The 17,562-nt window shown below is 62.2% G+C and carries 13 protein-coding genes, 2 tRNA genes and 1 pseudogene; 12 read left to right on the forward strand and 4 right to left on the reverse strand.

Translation table 11 applies throughout. The annotated features are described in order from the left end of the window. The 6 genes from acpS to tsaD all read left to right on the forward strand — a co-directional run. The coding region (acpS, locus tag HGEM_RS06765) for a holo-ACP synthase (protein WP_019128670.1) at positions 1-550 on the forward strand (550 nt) is incomplete at its 5' end. Continuing rightward, positions 528-2,153 (forward strand): NAD(P)H-hydrate dehydratase, encoded by a 1,626-nt coding sequence (locus tag HGEM_RS06770; protein WP_081580865.1) that lies wholly within the window; start codon positions 528-530, stop codon positions 2,151-2,153. The genes acpS and HGEM_RS06770, both read left to right, overlap by 23 nt. A gap of 6 nt (positions 2,154-2,159) precedes the next feature. Further along, complete coding sequence (gene alr / locus HGEM_RS06775; protein WP_019128672.1) at positions 2,160-3,311, forward strand: alanine racemase; 1,152 nt, start codon at positions 2,160-2,162, stop codon at positions 3,309-3,311. Positions 3,312-3,427: 116 nt separating this feature from the next. Beyond that, positions 3,428-4,129: a uracil-DNA glycosylase gene (locus HGEM_RS06780; protein WP_019128673.1), complete on the forward strand. Its 702-nt coding sequence runs from the start codon at positions 3,428-3,430 to the stop codon at positions 4,127-4,129. Further along, complete coding sequence (gene tsaE, locus HGEM_RS06785) at positions 4,129-4,626, forward strand: tRNA (adenosine(37)-N6)-threonylcarbamoyltransferase complex ATPase subunit type 1 TsaE (RefSeq protein ID WP_019128674.1); 498 nt, start codon at positions 4,129-4,131, stop codon at positions 4,624-4,626. Before HGEM_RS06780 ends, tsaE begins: the two co-directional genes overlap by 1 nt. A 323-nt stretch (positions 4,627-4,949) precedes the next feature. Next, complete coding sequence (tsaD, locus tag HGEM_RS06790) at positions 4,950-7,448, forward strand: tRNA (adenosine(37)-N6)-threonylcarbamoyltransferase complex transferase subunit TsaD (RefSeq protein ID WP_019128675.1); 2,499 nt, start codon at positions 4,950-4,952, stop codon at positions 7,446-7,448. Positions 7,449-7,670: 222 nt separating this feature from the next. Here the strand turns inward: tsaD and HGEM_RS06795 are convergent, their stop codons facing one another. Further along, a complete protein-coding gene (locus tag HGEM_RS06795) occupies positions 7,671-8,525 on the reverse strand; it encodes an exodeoxyribonuclease III (protein ID WP_019128676.1) in 855 nt (284 codons plus the stop codon). A gap of 356 nt (positions 8,526-8,881) precedes the next feature. On the opposite strand from HGEM_RS06795, the gene HGEM_RS06800 reads away from it, so the two are divergent. The 5 genes from HGEM_RS06800 (at position 8,882) to typA (ending at position 15,076) form a co-directional block, all read left to right on the forward strand. Beyond that, positions 8,882-9,643: an NAD-dependent protein deacylase gene (locus tag HGEM_RS06800; protein ID WP_019128677.1), complete on the forward strand. Its 762-nt coding sequence runs from the start codon at positions 8,882-8,884 to the stop codon at positions 9,641-9,643. A gap of 174 nt (positions 9,644-9,817) precedes the next feature. Continuing rightward, the gene (gene folP, locus HGEM_RS06805) at positions 9,818-11,566 is read left to right on the forward strand and encodes a dihydropteroate synthase (RefSeq protein ID WP_019128678.1); all 1,749 of its coding nucleotides are present in this window, start codon (positions 9,818-9,820) and stop codon (positions 11,564-11,566) included. 102 nt (positions 11,567-11,668) lie between these two features. Then, complete coding sequence (locus HGEM_RS06810; RefSeq protein ID WP_019128679.1) at positions 11,669-12,280, forward strand: J domain-containing protein; 612 nt, start codon at positions 11,669-11,671, stop codon at positions 12,278-12,280. 110 nt (positions 12,281-12,390) lie between these two features. Further along, the gene (locus HGEM_RS06815) at positions 12,391-12,864 is read left to right on the forward strand and encodes a hypothetical protein (RefSeq protein ID WP_019128680.1); all 474 of its coding nucleotides are present in this window, start codon (positions 12,391-12,393) and stop codon (positions 12,862-12,864) included. Between the two features lie 373 nt (positions 12,865-13,237). Next, positions 13,238-15,076 (forward strand): translational GTPase TypA, encoded by a 1,839-nt coding sequence (typA, locus tag HGEM_RS06820; protein WP_019128681.1) that lies wholly within the window; start codon positions 13,238-13,240, stop codon positions 15,074-15,076. 237 nt (positions 15,077-15,313) lie between these two features. Here the strand turns inward: typA and HGEM_RS06825 are convergent, their stop codons facing one another. The 3 genes from HGEM_RS06825 to HGEM_RS06835 all read right to left on the reverse strand — a co-directional run bounded on the left by HGEM_RS06825 (position 15,314) and on the right by HGEM_RS06835 (position 16,697). Then, positions 15,314-16,213, reverse strand: a complete 900-nt coding sequence (locus tag HGEM_RS06825; protein ID WP_019128682.1) for a trimeric intracellular cation channel family protein — start codon at positions 16,211-16,213, stop codon at positions 15,314-15,316. A gap of 246 nt (positions 16,214-16,459) precedes the next feature. After that, positions 16,460-16,552: transfer RNA gene (locus tag HGEM_RS06830), tRNA-Ser, on the reverse strand. Positions 16,553-16,606: 54 nt separating this feature from the next. Next, positions 16,607-16,697, reverse strand: a tRNA-Ser gene (locus HGEM_RS06835). 415 nt (positions 16,698-17,112) lie between these two features. On the opposite strand from HGEM_RS06835, the pseudogene HGEM_RS06840 reads away from it, so the two are divergent. After that, positions 17,113-17,562, forward strand: a pseudogene (locus HGEM_RS06840) (DUF4013 domain-containing protein); the annotation flags it as partial.

Below are 17,562 nucleotides of genomic sequence, written 5' to 3' on the forward strand. Positions count from 1 at the left end.
TGGTATCGGCGTCGATATCGTCGAAATATCGCGCATGGAGCAGATCCTCAAGCGCACTCCCTCGTTTGCACAGCGCATGTTCACCGATGAAGAGCGTGCGTACTGCGAGGCTTCGGCCCGTCCTGCCGCACACTATGCAAGCCGTTTTGCCGCCCGAGAGGCCGTGCTTAAGGCGTTGGGCACTGGCTTTGCCAAAGGAATCGGTCGTAAGGATGTGTCGGTGTCGCGCGACGCGTCCGGGCGCCCGTCTGTCGTGCTGGCGGGGAGGGCCCTCGAGGTGGCCCATGAGCTCGGAATCATCGAGGTTGCTCTCTCGCTATCCCTTACCAGCGATCTTGCCGTTGCGAATGCGATGGCCATTACCGAGGACGCCCGACCTCGGCCGAAGGAGAAGCCCGAAGATGAGCGCCAGCGTATCGCGCGGTCTTTTCGAGAGGCCCGATCTGTGCTCGATGAACTTGAGCGAGTGCAGGATAATGAGCTGAGATCTGTTTCCGGTGAGACCATAATCGAGCATGGGGGTGTCTATGAGACCGGTTCTGAGCTGTGATGAGGTGCGCCGTCTCGAAGACGTAATTGAAAAAGAGGGCACGTCGAAAGCCGAGCTCATGGAGTTTGCCGGCGAGTTCGTTGCCTCCGAAGCGCTTAAGGGCAATCCGAGCCGCGTTGTGATTCTCGTTGGATTTGGCAACAACGGCGGGGACGGCTGGGTTGCTGCAGACATCTTGGCCCAAAAGGATGTTCACGTTGATGTGGTGAGCCCAGTTGAGCCCGATGAGATATCTGCACCCTTGGCGCGCCATGTTGCCCGGCGCACCGCTGGTCGCGATGTCAATATTGTTGTGGGCCCATCTAAAGACGAGCTCGGCGAACTTATCGGCGAGGCTGATCTGGTTATCGATGCCATTCTGGGCACTGGTTTCCATGGAGAGCTCCGTCCGCCATTTTCTATCTGGGTTCCTGTTGTGAACGAGCTGGAGCCTACCGTGCTTTCGGTCGACGTCCCTTCAGGTCTTGATGCGCAGACGGGTGTGGTTGAGCATGACTGCATACGTGCTACCCGCACGGCGACCATGCTTGCGCCCAAGCTCGGGTTATATAGTGCCGACGGTCCCGAATATGCTGGCGAAATCGTGTGTGGGCGTCTGTATGACCAGCTTGATGAGGTAATCGATGATGTTGAGCATGAGGCGGAAATAGTCGATTCCGCCGACTTGATCGATTTCTTCGAGCCTTTGCCGATGAACATCAACAAGTATTCTCGTGGTTCGGTGCTCGTCGTTGCCGGCTCCGCGACGTATCCGGGCGCGGCGATGATGGCCGCAAAGGCCGCTGCGCGCGCGGGGGCTGGATACGTTGCCGTGGCATGTCCTTCTGCCTGCGCCAATCTGGTTCGCATGGCCTTGCCGTCCGTTCCCGTTATCGACATCCCCTCGGATTCACGCGGCGCATTCGGTGCTGCTGCGCGCAAGGCGGTGTGTAAGGCCGCCGAAAAGTTCTCCTGCGTGCTCTGTGGCCCTGGCATTACGACTTCTGCGGGCTGCATCGATGTGGTATCGGGGCTTCTGAAAATGGATGTTCCGCTCGTGTTGGACGCCGATGCCCTCAACTGCCTTGCGAAGTATTCCATCGGCGGAATCGATAAGACGCCCGAGCTTTACCGGCGCGATGCACCCCTTATCCTGACGCCGCACCATAAGGAGCTCTCGCGTCTAATTGGCGACGATCCGGTAGCTGACCTCGGTACGGCAATCGAAGCTTCGCGCCGGTTGCTCTGGGCCGCCGGCTCGGAGGATATGATCGTCGTGGCCAAGGGCCCGTCGACTGCTGTGGCGGGCGTGGAGAAGGTTCTCCTGCCCATGGCTGGGCCCGCTTCACTCGCCACGGCTGGTTCGGGCGATGTTCTTGCCGGTATCATCGCGGGCTCTGTCGCGCAGGCTCACAACTACGCAGGGCCCTGGGAGCTGCTGTGCGCCTATGCGGTAACCGTGCACTCGTTCACGGGATTTGCCGCAGCTTCAAGATTTGGCGAGAAGAGCGTGATCGCGACGGACCTCATCGACTTAATCGGGGACGCTATGGAGCTTGCTGCGGAAAGTGCCCTCCACGATTTGGGCGTGCTCGATGAGGACTCGCAGGTAGAGGAGGCGTAAGGCGCGATGTCTCAGGTGAAGGTGCCCGAGGGGCGTTGGTCGTGGGTTGAGATAGATCGCGGAGCACTCCGTCGGAACTTGCGTGCCTACAAAAGCCTGCTCGCTCCGCGGCAGAAGCTGTGCTGCGTTGTCAAGGCAGATGCTTACGGGCACGGAGCCATCGAATGCGCGCGCGTGCTCCACTCGGCTGGCGCGGACATGTTCGCGGTCGCCACGGTTCGCGAGGGCGTCGAGCTGCGCGAGGCTGGAATCCAGGCTCCGATTCTCATATTGAGCGAGCCGCCCATAACCGCGATTCCGCAGCTTATCGAGAAGAACATCATGCCTACCGTCTACACCATCGAGTTTGCGCTCGCCTATGGTGAGTGCGCTGTGCGAGCGGGTACGGTGGGCAAGTACCACCTCGCAATCGAGACCGGCATGAACCGTATCGGCGTGCACTATGCCGATGTTCTCGAGTTCTGCCGTAATATCAACTTCCATCGCGGGATTCAATGCGATGGCGTATTTACGCACTTCGCAACTGCCGAAGACGTTGCCGGCTGGGATTACAAGCTCCAGTGCAAGCGTTTCGAAGAGGCGGTCCGCGCGCTCGAGGATGCGGGCTTCAATTGCGGCACGGTGCATTGCGACAACACACCGGCTACGATGCTCGACCCCTCGACGCACTACGATATGGTGCGGGTTGGCATCGGGCTTTACGGGCTCTATCCGTGCGATTCATCGCGTTCGGTCATCAAGCTCGATCCCGTTATGAGCGTTCGAGCACGGGTGACGCGCACCGCTCATCCGGCGATGGGCGAGGGCGTGAGCTATGGGTATACGTACCGCGTTCCGCGCACGGCGGTGCAGATATGCACGCTGCCCATCGGTTACGCCGACGGCCTTTCGCGCACGCTTTCAAACCGTATGGAGGTGCTGTACCGCGGAGAACGGGTGCGCCAGGTGGGCAATATCTGCATGGACCAGTGCATGGTTGCTATCCAGCAGACACCCATCCATCAGATTCCCGAGGCGGAATATGGCGACGTCATGACCATCATCGGTCGCGATGGCGACGCCGAGATTAGCGCCGATGAAATGGCGCGGTTGCGCGGAACGATTAATTACGAGGTGGTCTGCGATTTCGGGATGCGCCTCGACAAGGTGTACCTCTAACGAGCCTCCCTAGGGCGTTTTGAGGCCCGCCTGCTAGCGCGCCTTCGACGCGCGGGGTGCCTGCAAGGGCGCGGGCATGCAGCGCTTCGGCGCATGGGGAGAGATAAGGAGCTGCCATGGGCATCATGCATATTCCAGGCCACACGCGGCAGGCGCCGCGCGAGGTGGCGCTCGAGGAGATTCGCGCCGTCATGGGAGATTGCCGGCTCTGCGAGCTCTGCCAGACGCGCACGAACATCGTGTTCGGTGTGGGCAATCCGCATGCTCGCGTGATGTTCGTGGGAGAGGCTCCTGGGCGCAACGAAGACCTCCAGGGCGAGCCGTTCGTTGGCCGCGCGGGGGAGAACCTCAACAGCATCCTATCGTTGGCCGGGCTCACGCGTGACGAGATCTATATCGCCAACGTGCTGAAGTGCCGCCCGCCGGGAAACCGCAACCCGAAACCGGATGAGGTCCTTGCCTGCTCTCCGTTCTTGCGTGAGCAAATCCGGAGCATATGGCCAGACGTCATTGTGACGCTTGGCAATCCGGCGACGCATTTCGTGCTCAAGACCGAAACCGGGATCACCCGGCTGCGCGGAAGGTTCCATCAAACGGGGCGCTTCACGGTTATGCCCACCTTCCACCCCGCGGCAGCGCTGCGAAACCCTGCTTGGCAGGAACTGCTAGAGGAAGACTTTCGGATGCTGGGAGACTGGCTTGCGCGTCATCCAGCCAGCGGTGCGGGCGCGCATGCGCAGGCCCAGGGCGCGGGCGAGCCTAATACGGTGGAGGCCGAACACAATGCCGACGCGTTGCCGCGTCCGGAGGAGGGTTGATGACGCTCGTACGGGAGGCGGCGCTGCGATATCGTAGCGGATCGCAGGAGGATACAGAGCGCTTTGGCGAGATTGTCGCGCCGCTTCTCGCCGATGGTGACGTTCTTGTGCTTACCGGTGGTCTCGGTGTGGGAAAGACGCACTTCACCAAGGGCGTCTCTCGCGCTCTGGGTGACGAGCATCCGGTCACGAGCCCTACGTTCGCCTTGATGGCCGTACACGATGGCGGACGTATTCCGCTCTTCCATTTTGACCTGTATCGGCTTGAACACGCCTACGAGCTGGAGGACACCGGCATTTTCGATGTGCTGGGCTACGAAGGTGCGTGCCTGCTGGAGTGGGGCGAACAGTTTCAGGATGAGCTGACGGACGAGTACCTGGGCGTTGTGATTACACGGACCGGCGAACATGAGCGCATGGTCGCGCTTGAACCTCATGGGTCACGCGCTGCAGAGCTTGCGGCGGCAGTAGATGATGCGGTTCGCGCGATATCGTAGGGATGCCACGTGGCCCCGCAGCCCGTTGCTGCCCTGGCTGCGGATTGCGATGGGGCAGCAAGGCAGGCAGCGGTCTGATTTGTTGTGCTGCATGCGAGCTGGTTTTGCCGGCAGGACGGGATGAATGTGGATAAAAATGTCGATTTTCTTCGATGTGAGGCTGGAGCGCGGGCGGTCTAGTAGTAATAATCAGGTCCGGAACATGAAAAGCTCTGGAATTTGGACGGCGTGAAGCGATAGCGGGCACACATTCGCGTTTTTGAGAGCGACGGAGCGCCTAAAATCGACATTTTTAGCCAGAATGGGACGAAAGAGTGAAGCAGATGTCGAGTGAACGCCTCGTGGTGGCAATCGATACATCGACGGACATGCTTGCGTGCGCGGTTGCGCACCTAACAGATGCCATCGGCGACGAGCGGATGGCAATCGATGTTCTTGCGACGGGTGACCATATGTGTCGTCGCCGGGCGAACGTCGAGCTTGTGAACACGATTGACGCCGCCTTGGCCGATGCAGGGCGTTCGCGTGACGAAGTCGATGCCTATCTGGTTGGACGTGGCCCAGGCTCGTTCACGGGCGTTCGCATTGGCATCTCGACAGCGAAAGGGCTTGCCCGCGGCGCGAACGTCCCCCTATACGGTGCGTCCACGCTCGATGCCTGCGCATGGACTGCGTGGCGTGCGGGTGTGCGCGGCCTGCTGGGCGTTGCGGCCGATGCGATGCGCGGCGAGGTATACCCTGCGCTCTACCAGCTTGACGAGGCTGGCGCGCACCGCATGTTCGACCGTGAGCGCGTCGTCAAGGCGGCCGTTGCGGTTGAGGAATGGGCCGCGCGCCCAGATGCGGCGAGCCTACAGCTTACGGGCGATGGGCTTAAACGCTATGGATCCCGGTTCAACGAGGCGGGCTTGACCAATCGCATCGATGAGTCGCTCTGGCACCCGACGGGTGAGGGGCTGTTGCTTGCGTGGCGAGCTGTCGAAATGGGCGCGGTTGCAGGTGCCGGGGCTGTTGCTGCCGTTGACGCGGTGGCGGGTAACGGGGCTGTCGCCGCCACGGCCCCTGCCGCGCTGCATGGCGCGCGCACATCGTGCGACCCCGCGCTCGTGCTGCCCATCTATACGCGCCTCTCGGATGCTGAGGAAAATGAGCGCAAGCGCTTAGGGCTCGTCCAGAGCGCTCAGAGCGAAGTGACGGGCGTGGCAGATGAGCTTGCCGGCCGTCACCTGCAGTTTAGGCCCATGGGTGCGGCGGACGCGGAGGCGTCATCTGCCCTCGAGGCGTCCTGTTTTGCCGGTGCGGCTCATACGCCGTGGACGCCAACCCAGTTCCTTTCGGAGTTGGGCGAGGGCGCCACCGTGCCGCGTAGTTGGTGGGTGGCTCATGACAACGGCGAGCTCGTTGGCCTTGCGGGCGGCATGGTCATCGAGCACGACGTGCAGATTCTCGATGTTGCCGTGGCGCCCGAGCGCCGGCGTGCGGGCATCGCTCGAAAGCTTCTGGCCCATGTAAGCTACGATGCCCAGATGCTTGGCTGCACGACGGCGTCGCTCGAGGTGGAAGACGGAAACGCTCCCGCCATGGCGCTGTACGAGCACCTTGGCTTCAAGCAGATTGGCCGGCGCCGAAACTACTATGGCCAGGGTGTCGATGCACTTGTGATGCAAGCGGAGCTTCCGCTTGCCCTTCCAGTCGATGCCGCCTCGCCCGAGCCGACATCGGCCGTGATGCGTGCATGGCCCCTTGCGCCGGTTGATCGGACGGAGGATGAGCGAACCGAGATTGAGCGACGCAAGCTCGTGCTCGCCATCGAGAGCTCGTGCGACGAGACGGCCGTCGCGATTATCGATGCCGAGGGCTCGATGCTGGCCAATCAAGTCTCGACGCAGATCGATTTTCACGCTCGCTTTGGAGGCGTGGTGCCCGAAATCGCTTCGCGCAAGCACGTTGAGGTTATCGTTGGCGTGGTGGACGCAGCGCTTGAGGAGGCATCTCAGGCGCTCGGCCTTACCGGTGGCACCCTCGAGCCGAAAGAGCTCGCGGCTGTGGGCGTGACGCAGGGTCCAGGCCTTGTTGGGGCGCTCGTTGTTGGCGTGGCATTTGCCAAAGGCTTCGCCTATTCAGCCGGAGTGCCGCTCATAGCGGTCAACCATCTTGAGGGCCATCTCTTTGCCAACCTTCTGGCCCAGCCGGACCTCAAGCCCCCCTTTATCTTCACGCTCGTCTCGGGCGGTCACACCATGCTTGTTCATGTGCGCGACTGGGGGGACTACCGGGTGCTGGGGGAGACCCTCGACGATGCGGTGGGCGAGGCGTTCGATAAGGTGGCAAAGGCGCTCGGCCTGGGCTATCCCGGAGGTCCCATCATCTCGCGTTTGGCCGAAACCGGTGACCCCAAGGCAATCGACTTCCCGCGCGCGCTCAACCGCAAAGGGGATTACCGCTTCTCGCTTTCGGGTCTCAAGACGGCGGTGGTCAACTATATCGAGCAGGAAACGGCCGCAGGGCGCACCATCCATCTGCCCGATCTTGCGGCCTCGTTCGAGGCGGCGGTGTTCGACGTGCAGTACAAGAAGGCTTGGAACGCCTTGCGCGAAACGGGCGCACGCGAGTATTGCATCGGCGGCGGCGTGGCGGCCAACCCGCATCTCCGCCAGATGATGGTCAAGAAGCTTAGCCGCCAAGGCGTGCGCGTGACGCTGCCGCCTCGCGATGCCTGCACTGATAACGCCGCAATGATTGCCGAGGTGGCGCGCCGAAAGTTCGAACGCGGAGAGTTCTCCGGTTTCGATATCGACGCAGACCCGAATATGACGCTGTAGCCCAGACGGGCGGGGCCGCTTTCGGCGGCGTGCCGGGCGTTGGATGCTCGCGCAGAACGTTAACGGGCAGGAAATCGAAAAAAGAGGGGGTATAAAAAGCCGAATTTCGCGATTTCGTGCCCGCAAACTCGGAAAACGTTCTCGTGGCAGGTGTCGGGGGCAGGTGCCCGGGCTGGGGACAGACCCCCGGCTCCGCCGCCGGTTCCGGTCCTCGGCCTGGGCTTACAGCTCGATGACGAGCTCTACAGGGCAGTGGTCGCTGCCGAAGATGTCGCTGCGGATGGTTGCGTCGCGAACGCGGTCGGCGATGGCATCGCTCACCAGGAAGTAGTCGATACGCCATCCCGCATTGTTCTTGCGCGCGTTGAACCGATAGCTCCACCAGCTGTAGGCGCCCTCCTCGTCTGGGTGCAGCAGGCGGAAGGTGTCCGTGAAGCCCGCATCAAGCAGTTCGGTGAACTTACCGCGCTCCTCATCGGAGAAGCCGGCATTGCCACGGTTGCTCTTGGGGTTCTTGAGGTCGATCTCTTCGTGCGCAACGTTGAAGTCGCCGCAGGTTACTACGGGCTTGCCGGTTTCGCGCTCAAGCTCTTGCAGGAATGCTCGGTAGGCATCGTCCCAGGCCATGCGCGTATCGATGCGCGCGAGTTCGTTCTGCGCGTTCGGCGTGTAGACATCGACGAACCAGAAGCGCTCGAATTCAAGCGCGCAGACACGGCCCTCGGTGACGGCTGTCGCGACAAGTTCGGATGCTGCGCCTTCTGCGGCGAGGGGGAGCAGCTCTTCGGCATGGCGCACCGAAAGCGGCGCTCCGAGTGCCTCCTCACGTACGAACACAGCGGTGCCCGAGTAGCCTTTGCGCTCGGCATAGCTCCAAACCTGCAGATAGCCGGGAAGATCTATGTGCGCCTGGCCTTCCTGCATCTTGGTTTCCTGGATGGCGAGGATGTCTGCATCCAGCTCCTCGGCGATCTGGGTGAAGCTCGGGTCCTTCTTGAGGACGGCGCGCAGGCCGTTGACATTCCACGATGCGAACTTATACGCACGCTCCGCAGCGACGGGGGTGATTTGAGACATGCATGCTCCCTCGAACGGGGGTGGATACGAAACGCTGCGTCCATCCTAGCGTATCGTGGACCAGGTGGTATCGGGGAGGCTTCCTGCCATCAAGCGAGCACAGTGCGCATGGATGCCGGGGGCGTGTTGCGGAATGGGCATAGTGCGCGCACGTCAAGCGACGGGTTGCGGAGCGAACGTAGTGCGCGCAGACGCCAGGCGGCGTATCGCAGAGCGAACGTAGTGCGCGCGGACGCCGGGCGACGTATAGTGGATAGTGCGCTTGCTGCCGGCGCGGCGTGCGCGCATGCGCCCGATGGCGCGTGCATTTTTCGCTGCCGCCGGCTTGCGCCGACCGCATGCAGAAGGGAGGCCCCATGCTCGGGCAAGGATGGACGACATCTGATTCGGATGAGGCGGCGGAGAAGCTACGGGATTTGTTCGATACCCATGCGCGCTCGGTCTTCTTTGGCGGGGCTGGCGTGTCCACGGCGAGCGGCATTCCCGATTTCCGTAGCGCGGACGGGCTCTATAGCCAGCGCTTTGCCTACCCACCGGAAACCATGCTCTCCCATTCCTTCTACGAGGCCCATCCAGCGGACTTCTTCGCCTTCTACCGCGAGCGCATGATTGCGCTCGATGCTCAGCCAAACCAATGCCATCGCAAGCTCGCCGAGCTTGAGCGCTCCGGAAAGCTCGATGCCGTGGTAACGCAGAATATCGACGGGCTGCACCAGGCAGCGGGAAGCCGCTGCGTGTGGGAGCTGCACGGATCGGTGCATCGCAATATCTGCCAGCGCTGCGGGACGGTATATTCGGCCTGCCAGATGGTTTCTCGCGAACTCGAGGACGAGGAGGGCATTCCCCGTTGCCCTGCATGTGGCGGGAGAATCAAGCCGGATGTCGTGCTGTACGAGGAACCGCTCAACCAAGATGTGATCGAGGGGGCCGTGCGCGCCATTGCCTCGGCTGATGTATTGGTGGTTGGAGGAACATCGCTTGTGGTGTATCCGGCAGCCGGGCTGCTCCAGTATTTCCAAGGCGATACGCTGGTTATCGTCAATCGCGATCCCACGCCGCAAGACGCACGGGCAGACGTCCTCATCTCGTGCGATATCGCGCAAGCGTTCGCGTTCTAGCTGCCGGTTCTCGGCGGTGGCCGCTTTGATGCTTTGCGCCGCCCTGGCCGGCGCGCCCGTGCCTGTGTGATATCCGCGCGTGGCGAGGCTTTTGCGCCTCAGGCGGATACAATAGAACTAACTCTGTATCGACCGGTGCGGCGGGCTGCGCGGCGCCGAGGCGAAAGGACCTACATGGCGTACGACACCAAAGTCTGGCGTTGCGGAAAATACACCCTTACGTTCGACCGACCGCGCATCATGGGCGTGCTCAACGTCACGCCCGATTCGTTTAGCGACGGGGGCGAGCACTTCGATACCGATGCGGCCATCGCGCACGGCCTGGCCATGCTCGATGCCGGAGCCGACATCATCGATGTGGGTGGGGAGTCGACGCGCCCCGGCTTTCGCCCGGTGAATGCCGACGAGGAGGCTCGCCGCGTGCTGCCGGTCGTTCGGGCGCTCGCCGCCAAGGGGGCCGTCGTGTCGATAGACACGCGCCATGTCGAGGTCGCGAAGGCTGCCGTGCGCGTGGGTGCTTCGATCGTAAACGACGTTACCGGGTTCACCGACCCTAAGATGGTCGAGTTTGTGGCCAAGAACACCTGTGGCGTAATCATCGTCCATGCCGGTGAGGTGTCCGAGCAGCCGGCGCGTGCGCGCACCGCGGTCCAGTTGGATACCTCGGCCGCGGCGTTTGTTGCCGAGAGAGCGCGCGAGGCGGAAGAGGAGGCCGCCGCGGCAAAGAGCGGAAAGGCCAAGCGGGTGCGGGGCAAGCGCGCCGGCAAGCTGGGGGCCACGTTCGTGCAGCCGCAGCTTCCCTTCGGCGAGGCGTTCGGCGCGGAGGAGAAGGAAGCCGCGCCATCTGCCGAGGTTGCCCCGGCGGCTCACGATGAGGGGCCTGCGGATGGAGCCGTTTCGGGCCAGGACGCCTCGGCGGGCGCGCAGGGCGCTGACGGCCAAGAGGCCTCGCTCGTGGTGGATGAGCTCGCTGCGGTGATGCGCCGGTCTGCACTCCGTGCTGAGGCATATGTGAGTACGTATCAGCCGCGCCGTTTCACCTTGCCGGATTCCGCCCCGATCATGCGCCGTGTCATGGGCTTTCTCTCCGACCAGGCTCGCGCCCTCGTGCGCGCGGGCGTGTCGCGTGACCGCATCTGCATCGATCCGGGCGCCGGTTTTGGCAAGTCGGCCAACGAGGACGTCATCATTCAGCGTGAGACCGCGAAGATGGCCTCGCTCGGCTATCCGCTGCTTTGCGCTGTCTCGCGCAAGCGCTTCATTGGCGCTGTGTCCGGCGTGGAGGAAGCTGCGGACCGCGATGCGGCCACGTTCGGCGTGTGCCTGGGTGCTATCGAGAACGGGGCGAACATCGTGCGGGTGCACGATGTCGCCGGGTTCGCGCAGTTCCTCAATGGCTTCTGGTCGGTGGCGCGTCCGCAGCCGCGACGTGCGTTCGTGGCGCTCGGCTCCAACATGGGCAACCGCACCGACAACATTCGGGCAGCTCGCGACCTTATCGCCGAGATCCCTCTCACCTGCGTATCTAATTGCTCGCGCATCTATGAGAGCGAACCTGCATACGAGACCCGCCAGGCGCCGTTCGCGAACGCCGTTGTAGAGATCAAGACGGAGCTTGCGCCCTTGGTGCTGCTCGACGAGCTTCTCTCCATCGAGAACTCGTTGGGCCGCAACCGCACCAAGAGCGCGCGCCCCAATGGCCCGCGCGTGATCGATTGCGATCTGGTGTGGATGGACGGCGAGCGCCATGGGGGCGATAAGCTGCGCCTGCCTCACCCCAAGCTCGGAGAACGCGATTTCGTGCTCGTTCCGCTCGAAGACCTCATGCACGACCCAGCCCGCTTCTTCCGTTATGAGGGCGTCGAGGTGCTCGAACCGGAGGAGCGCATGGGACATGTGGTCAGCGAGCTTGGTTCGCTCTAGTGCGACGGTAGTGCGGGCGGGCGTGATGATGGCAACACGGACGGGTGCAGCGATGGCCCGTGTGAGCGGGCGCGGGTGGCGTGTCGTTGCCGGGTGCTGCCGATGACGCGCGACGAAGCATGGCAGGTGCTGGGCCTTGCCGAAGGAGCCTCGCGCGAAGAGGTTTCGCTTGCCTATCGCGAGCTCGCGCAGATGCTCCATCCCGATAAGTTTGGCGAGAACAAGCGGCTGCGCGCTCGTGCGGAGCAGCAGATGCGCCGCATCAACGAGGCGCGCGACGTGCTGCTCAAGGGTGGCGGGCGAGCATCGCACAGTGGTGCGCGGCCTCGCGGGGGAGCTCGCTCGGGTTCCGGGCGCGGAGGTGCCGCCTCTGCGAACTCGCCTGAGCAGATTCGCCTCGAGGCCGAGGCGCGGGTTCGCGCCGCCGAGACGGCGCGCCTTACCGTGGTGGCTCAAGCGCGCACCATGCGGGAGCGTCGCCGCAGCATGGGAATGCTTGCGGGCGGGGCGGCTATCGTCATGCTCCTGTGCTCGCGGATGCGCGGCACGATCGGGGTGCTTGCGTTCTCCGTTGCTTCGATGCTCGTGGTGTGGGGCATCGTCGATGTGGTGAGTCTTTCCGGGCAGATTTCTGTGCTGCAGAAGCGCTCCGCCGAGCTGCTGCGCCAGCGCGATGCCGCCGCCAAGATTGCCGAAGAGGCGGCGCGGCTGTAGCCTTCGCTCGCGGCGGAGCTGGTAGGCGGGGCTCCCGCGCATGGATTGGGGTATTTGCCCCGTGCTAGAATGGGGCGCGTGATAGACGGCAACAGGGCGAAGGGAACGCGATGGCGCAGAATACGCAGGGGCCGGGCGCGGTATCGCCCCAGCTGGACGAGATGGTGTGCGACCTCATCGGCTTCATGCTTGATGAGCTCGCCGCGGGCTGCGACCCGGGCGTCGTGGCGTGCATGGAAGATTCCCAAGGCAACCGGAGCGAGGCTGCATTTAGCGATGACGGCGAAGAGGAGTGCCTTGAGGCAGCGCGTGCGCTCGTTGCCCGCAGCGCGCAGGGTGTTCCCGAAGATGGAGTGGGGCCAATTGCCCGCTATGCCATCGGCTGCGTCGGTGGCGTTCAGCTCGAGGACGGCTTTGCGGACGCCGTGCTTGTGAGCTTCTACGAGCACGGCCTTGCGACGGAGGTCGGTGCGCCCACGGGCTACTCTGCCTACGTGCTCTATGAGGGATTTGGCTTGGGCGACGATTTTGCCTATGCTGATCCGATGCCCGCGGGCGAGGAGCCGCCGCTCATAGAGGGATAGTGGAGCGCATTGAGCGGTCTATTTAATTAATAACTCTCCTCCAATTGCCATTTTATCCAAATGTGCGCTAAGTCGGTCTTTTTTCCAGCGATATGCTTGCGGTTCTCTAAGCGGGCTGGTAGGCACCCGTATTGCAAGGCTTCTACCAGCGCGATGGGAAAACCGCACCGCCATTCTGCAGGTTGAAAGACCGACATAGTGCAAATTTGGCTAATTTTTTCAAGATAGTGGGGTTATTAAATAATACGCTGGCCCAACAATTCATCCACAAATGAAAGCTATCGGCCGGGTGGGCCTGTGCACTTGCCGTTTGGCGCTATAATCTGCTAGTTCGCCGAAATGAAGCTTGTTTTTATATGCAATGGGAGTAGTAATGCGCGTCGAAAATCTCAGGAATATCGCCATCATCGCCCACGTCGACCACGGCAAGACCACCATCGTGGACAAGCTGCTGCGCGCCACGGATGCCTTCCGCGCTAACCAGCAGGTTGAGGATCGCGTGCTCGACTCGAACGACCAGGAGCGCGAGCGTGGAATCACCATTCTCGCCAAGAACTGCTCGATTGAGTACAAGGGCGTAAAGATCAACATCATCGATACCCCCGGCCACGCCGACTTCGGCGGCGAGGTCGAGCGCGTGCTCAAGATGGCCGACGGGGCGCTTCTGCTCGTCGACGCCTTCGAGGGCCCCATGCCCCAGACGCGCTTCGTGCTGCGCCATGCAATCGACACCGGCCTTGCCATCATGATCGTGCTCAACAAGATTGACCGCCCCGGTGCCGATCCGGAGAAGGCGTACAACGACTGCCTCGATCTTATGGCCGATCTTGGCGCCACCGACGAGCAGCTTGAGTTCGCCATGGAGCACGTGGTGTATGCAAGTGCGGTGAACGGGTATGCCCGCCGCGATCCCGACGACGGCAACATGGATATGTATCCGCTGCTCGATATGATTATTGACGATATGCCCGCGCCCGAGGTTGACGAGACGGCGCCGCTCGCCATGCAGTGCATGACCATCGATCACTCCAGCTATGTGGGGCGCATCGGCATCGGCCGCGTGTTCTCGGGTAGTCTGCATAACGGAGACACCATTCTTGTGGTAAAGAACGACGGCTCGAGCTCAACCGCGGTCGTCAAGCAGCTCTTCACGTTCGACTATCTTGGCCGCACCGAGTGCCAGGAGGTCCAGGCCGGCGACATCGCCGCTGTGGTGGGTATCGACCGCACGGACATCGGTGATGTGTACACTGACCCCGACAATCCGGTGCACCTCGACCCCATCGAGATCGATCCACCCACGCTTTCCGTTGTGTTCGAGGCGTCAACCTCGCCGCTCGTGGGTCGCGATGGCGACATCGTGGGCGCTCGCCAGCTCAAGGAGCGCCTCGAGCGCGAGGGCGAGAACAACGTAACCATGCGCATTGAGGAGCTTGAGGACAAGAGCGGCGTCGAGGTCTCCGGTCGCGGCATCTTGCACCTGTCCGTTCTCATGGAGACCATGCGCCGCGAGGGGTACGAGTTCCAGGTGGGCCGCCCGCGCGTGCTCTTCAAGAACGACGAGAACGGCAACAAGATGGAGCCCGTTGAGCAGGCTGTAGTCGAGTGCCCCGACGAGTACTCGGGCAAGGTCATCGAGGTGTTCGGCAATGCCGGTGGCACCATGGTGAGCATGCAGGCTGGTTCGACCGTTACCCATCTCGAGTTCAAGATTCCTACGCGTGGCATCATGGGCCTCAAGAACCGCATCTTGAACGTCACCCACGGTGAAGGCGTGTTCTACCACACCTTCCTGGAGTACGGCCCCTATGCCGGCGAGCTCGGCGGGCGCAACAACGGCGCCATGATTTCCATGACCACCGAGAAGGCGGTTGCCTACGCCCTCGGCACGCTTCAGGAGCGCGGTCAGCTCTTTGTTGAGCCGGGCACCGAGTGCTACGAGGGCATGATCGTGGGCGAGCGCAGCAAGCCGGGCGACATGGTGGTGAACATCGCGCGCACCAAGAACCTGGGCAACCAGCGCTCCTCAACGGCAGATATTGCCGTTCAGCTCACGCCGCCGCGCACCTTTACGCTCGAGGAGGCGCTCGAGTACATCGCGGACGACGAGCTTGTGGAGGTTACGCCCAAGAACATTCGTCTGCGCAAGCGCATCTTGAACGCGACTGATCGCAAGAAGGCTGCGGTGCGCTCCGGTCAGGTGAAGAAGTAGTCACCGAAGGCCTTGCCCGTGCCACAGAACGCATTACATGCCAAAGTACGCAATAAGGGGTCGATTTAGGCCCCTTATTGCGTAATTCGGCATGCAAGTGCATTTCAGCGATCGACGCGGGTGCACGCTGCCGCTAAAGATGCGCGCAGCCGCGGGCGCGGGCAGGGCACGACAGGCGCGTGGTCCGCGACGAGCTTTGGAGGCCTGTGGCAGGTCGCGTGCCATCGCCCGGCCTGTTCATCGCTGCATATCGAGCTTTCTCTGGCCGCGCTTGCGACGCATGCGCTTGAGGCGCGAGAGCGCTTCCTTGCGACGTTCTTGTTCGCGACGCTCCTGGATATCGGCAAGGGTGCGCTCACGGCGGTCGGCGAGGGCATCTGCGGAGCGCGCGGTAACCTCTCGGCGCGCACCAGCAACGTCGGCGGTGCGGTGCCGGCGCGGCACCACGCGTGTAAGGTCGACCTCGGTGGGGGATTGGATGTTATAGTGCAGCGAAAGCCATCGCACGAACATGGTAAGCGCTGTGCTGAACGTGAGCGCGGCGATGTTGTTCACGCTGCACCCCTGGACCAGAAAGATATAGGCGGTGGAGCCGGCTATGGCTGCGATAGCGTAGAAGTTGCCGCGCTTAAAGATCGAGGGGGTCTTCGCGAGGCAGATGTCTCGCAGCAAGCCGCCGCCCACAGCGGTGAAGAAGCCCATCATGACGCAGACGGTCGGCTCGAAGCCATAGACCATTGCCTTGTCCGCGCCAACGGCTGAATAGAGGCCGACGGCGAAGATATCCAGGATGTCGATTATGCGATCTTGTCGCTCGACGATCATGGGGAACACAAAGGTGATGGTTGCCGCGATAAGCGAGGTGGGGAGCGCGAGCGGTTGGTTCAGGATGTAGACGTCGCCCACCTGCAAAATGATGTCGCGTAAAAGACCGCCGCCCAGGCCCACGAGAACGGCGAGCCAGAGCGCTCCAACGAAATCGAGCTTGTGCTGGCGCGCGGAAAGCACACCGGTGACGGACGAGACCACCACGACGAACATCTCGATACCCAGCGGTACGGCGGCTTGCTGCGAGGCGACGCCGGATTGGGCGACGGCGACGGCTGCTGCAGGGGCGGCAGCGAAGACGGGGTGCATCGGCGGTCCTCTCCATGTAAGGCATGCGGGCGAAAGACTGAGTGCTATCTTACATCGCTTTCGATGGGGTCATTTTGGGTCATTTTGGGACGGGTCCGTTTTGACTCATCATGTACACGGATTTGTGTCCAACACTACGATGAGTCAAAACGGACCCGTCCCAAAATGACCCCAAAATGACCCACGGCCGTGTCAAGCGGAAAGAAGGGTTGGGGCAATGGGTGATTTGGTTTTGGAAAAGGAAACTGGCGGAGGAGGAGGGATTCGAACCCTCGTACCCGGGGACACCGGGTAAACGGTTTTCGAGACCGCCGCATTCAACCACTCTGCCACCCCTCCGCATGGGGTGAACGGCGCGCCATCGAGGAAGGGGGCGCGCCGCGAGAAAGCAACTGGCGGAGAGTCAGGGATTTGAACCCTGGAGACGCTTTTGGCGCCTACACGATTTCCAATCGTGCTCCTTCGGCCACTCGGACAACTCTCCGTGTTCAGCACAGGAAATTGTACCGTATCTTTCCGACAATGCAAACGGGGATTTTGTGCAGCTCGTACAAGCGCGGGGAAGAGGGCGCCGTTACAGGCTGGTGGATGCTCGACGGCGAGCTGATCGGTGGCAGCGCAGTGCGAGGGCGAGCCGATTCTGCTGATAGGCTGGCCCGGCTCGCTCAAGCGCGGGCGGCCATACGGGCACGGTACGCTACACGCCACCATCTTGCTTAACAAACACTTATATCTTTGCCGCTTGATACCAAATCGCGCGGGGTGCCTGCATGTGTTGCCCTGAAGCCGATACACTTTATATGCATGATGTATATGAATGGATCGCACTGCGCGGTTTTGTGGCGCACTCGCCGCGGTGCGCATGACGCGGGGGCGATAGGCAGTAGGAGAGATCGGGGATGCAGAGTCGTCGGCTGGGGTTTGTGACTTCATGGAATATGCTCACCGGAGAGCGCGGATGGTATAAGTCGATCGTGGTTCTGGCGCTCTTATCGTGGGTGCCGTTTCTTGGCACCATCGCGCTTTTGGGTTACGCGTACGAATGGGCGCGCCTTGCTGCATGGGGAGTCGACTGCGCCCCGCGCAGGAGCGGTATCGATTACGGCAAGCTGCTCAAAACGGGTGGGTGGGCGTTCCTCATCCTCGTGACCATGGTCATCGTGGCGAGCGTGATCACCTCGATCCTGTTCGGCGTGGACTGGGACCTGTTCATGCCGCTCGATTTCGGCTTCGTGGCACCGTGGAACATCAGCGGCTGGGGGAGCCTCTTCCGCATCGTGTTCACGCCGCGCGTGCTCGTGGGCATGGTGTGCCAGGTTTTCATCGGTGCGTTCATCATCGCGGCTATG

It is taken from the genome of Enorma massiliensis phI, assembly GCF_000311845.1.
Lineage (GTDB): Bacteria > Actinomycetota > Coriobacteriia > Coriobacteriales > Coriobacteriaceae > Enorma > Enorma massiliensis.

Bases quoted from the DNA above. Each gene is read 5' to 3' on its own strand.
- HGEM_RS06810 (WP_019128679.1), top strand. From the start codon at position 11,669: ATGACGCGCGACGAAGCATGGCAGGTGCTGGGCCTTGCCGAAGGAGCC.
- tsaD (WP_019128675.1), top strand. From the start codon at position 4,950: ATGTCGAGTGAACGCCTCGTGGTGGCAATCGATACATCGACGGACATG.
- HGEM_RS06800 (WP_019128677.1), top strand. From the start codon at position 8,882: ATGCTCGGGCAAGGATGGACGACATCTGATTCGGATGAGGCGGCGGAG.
- tsaE (WP_019128674.1), top strand. From the start codon at position 4,129: ATGACGCTCGTACGGGAGGCGGCGCTGCGATATCGTAGCGGATCGCAG.
- HGEM_RS06825 (WP_019128682.1), bottom strand. From the start codon at position 16,213: ATGCACCCCGTCTTCGCTGCCGCCCCTGCAGCAGCCGTCGCCGTCGCC.
- HGEM_RS06780 (WP_019128673.1), top strand. From the start codon at position 3,428: ATGGGCATCATGCATATTCCAGGCCACACGCGGCAGGCGCCGCGCGAG.
- HGEM_RS06770 (WP_081580865.1), top strand. From the start codon at position 528: ATGAGACCGGTTCTGAGCTGTGATGAGGTGCGCCGTCTCGAAGACGTA.
- folP (WP_019128678.1), top strand. From the start codon at position 9,818: ATGGCGTACGACACCAAAGTCTGGCGTTGCGGAAAATACACCCTTACG.
- HGEM_RS06815 (WP_019128680.1), top strand. From the start codon at position 12,391: ATGGCGCAGAATACGCAGGGGCCGGGCGCGGTATCGCCCCAGCTGGAC.
- alr (WP_019128672.1), top strand. From the start codon at position 2,160: ATGTCTCAGGTGAAGGTGCCCGAGGGGCGTTGGTCGTGGGTTGAGATA.
- typA (WP_019128681.1), top strand. From the start codon at position 13,238: ATGCGCGTCGAAAATCTCAGGAATATCGCCATCATCGCCCACGTCGAC.
- HGEM_RS06795 (WP_019128676.1), bottom strand. From the start codon at position 8,525: ATGTCTCAAATCACCCCCGTCGCTGCGGAGCGTGCGTATAAGTTCGCA.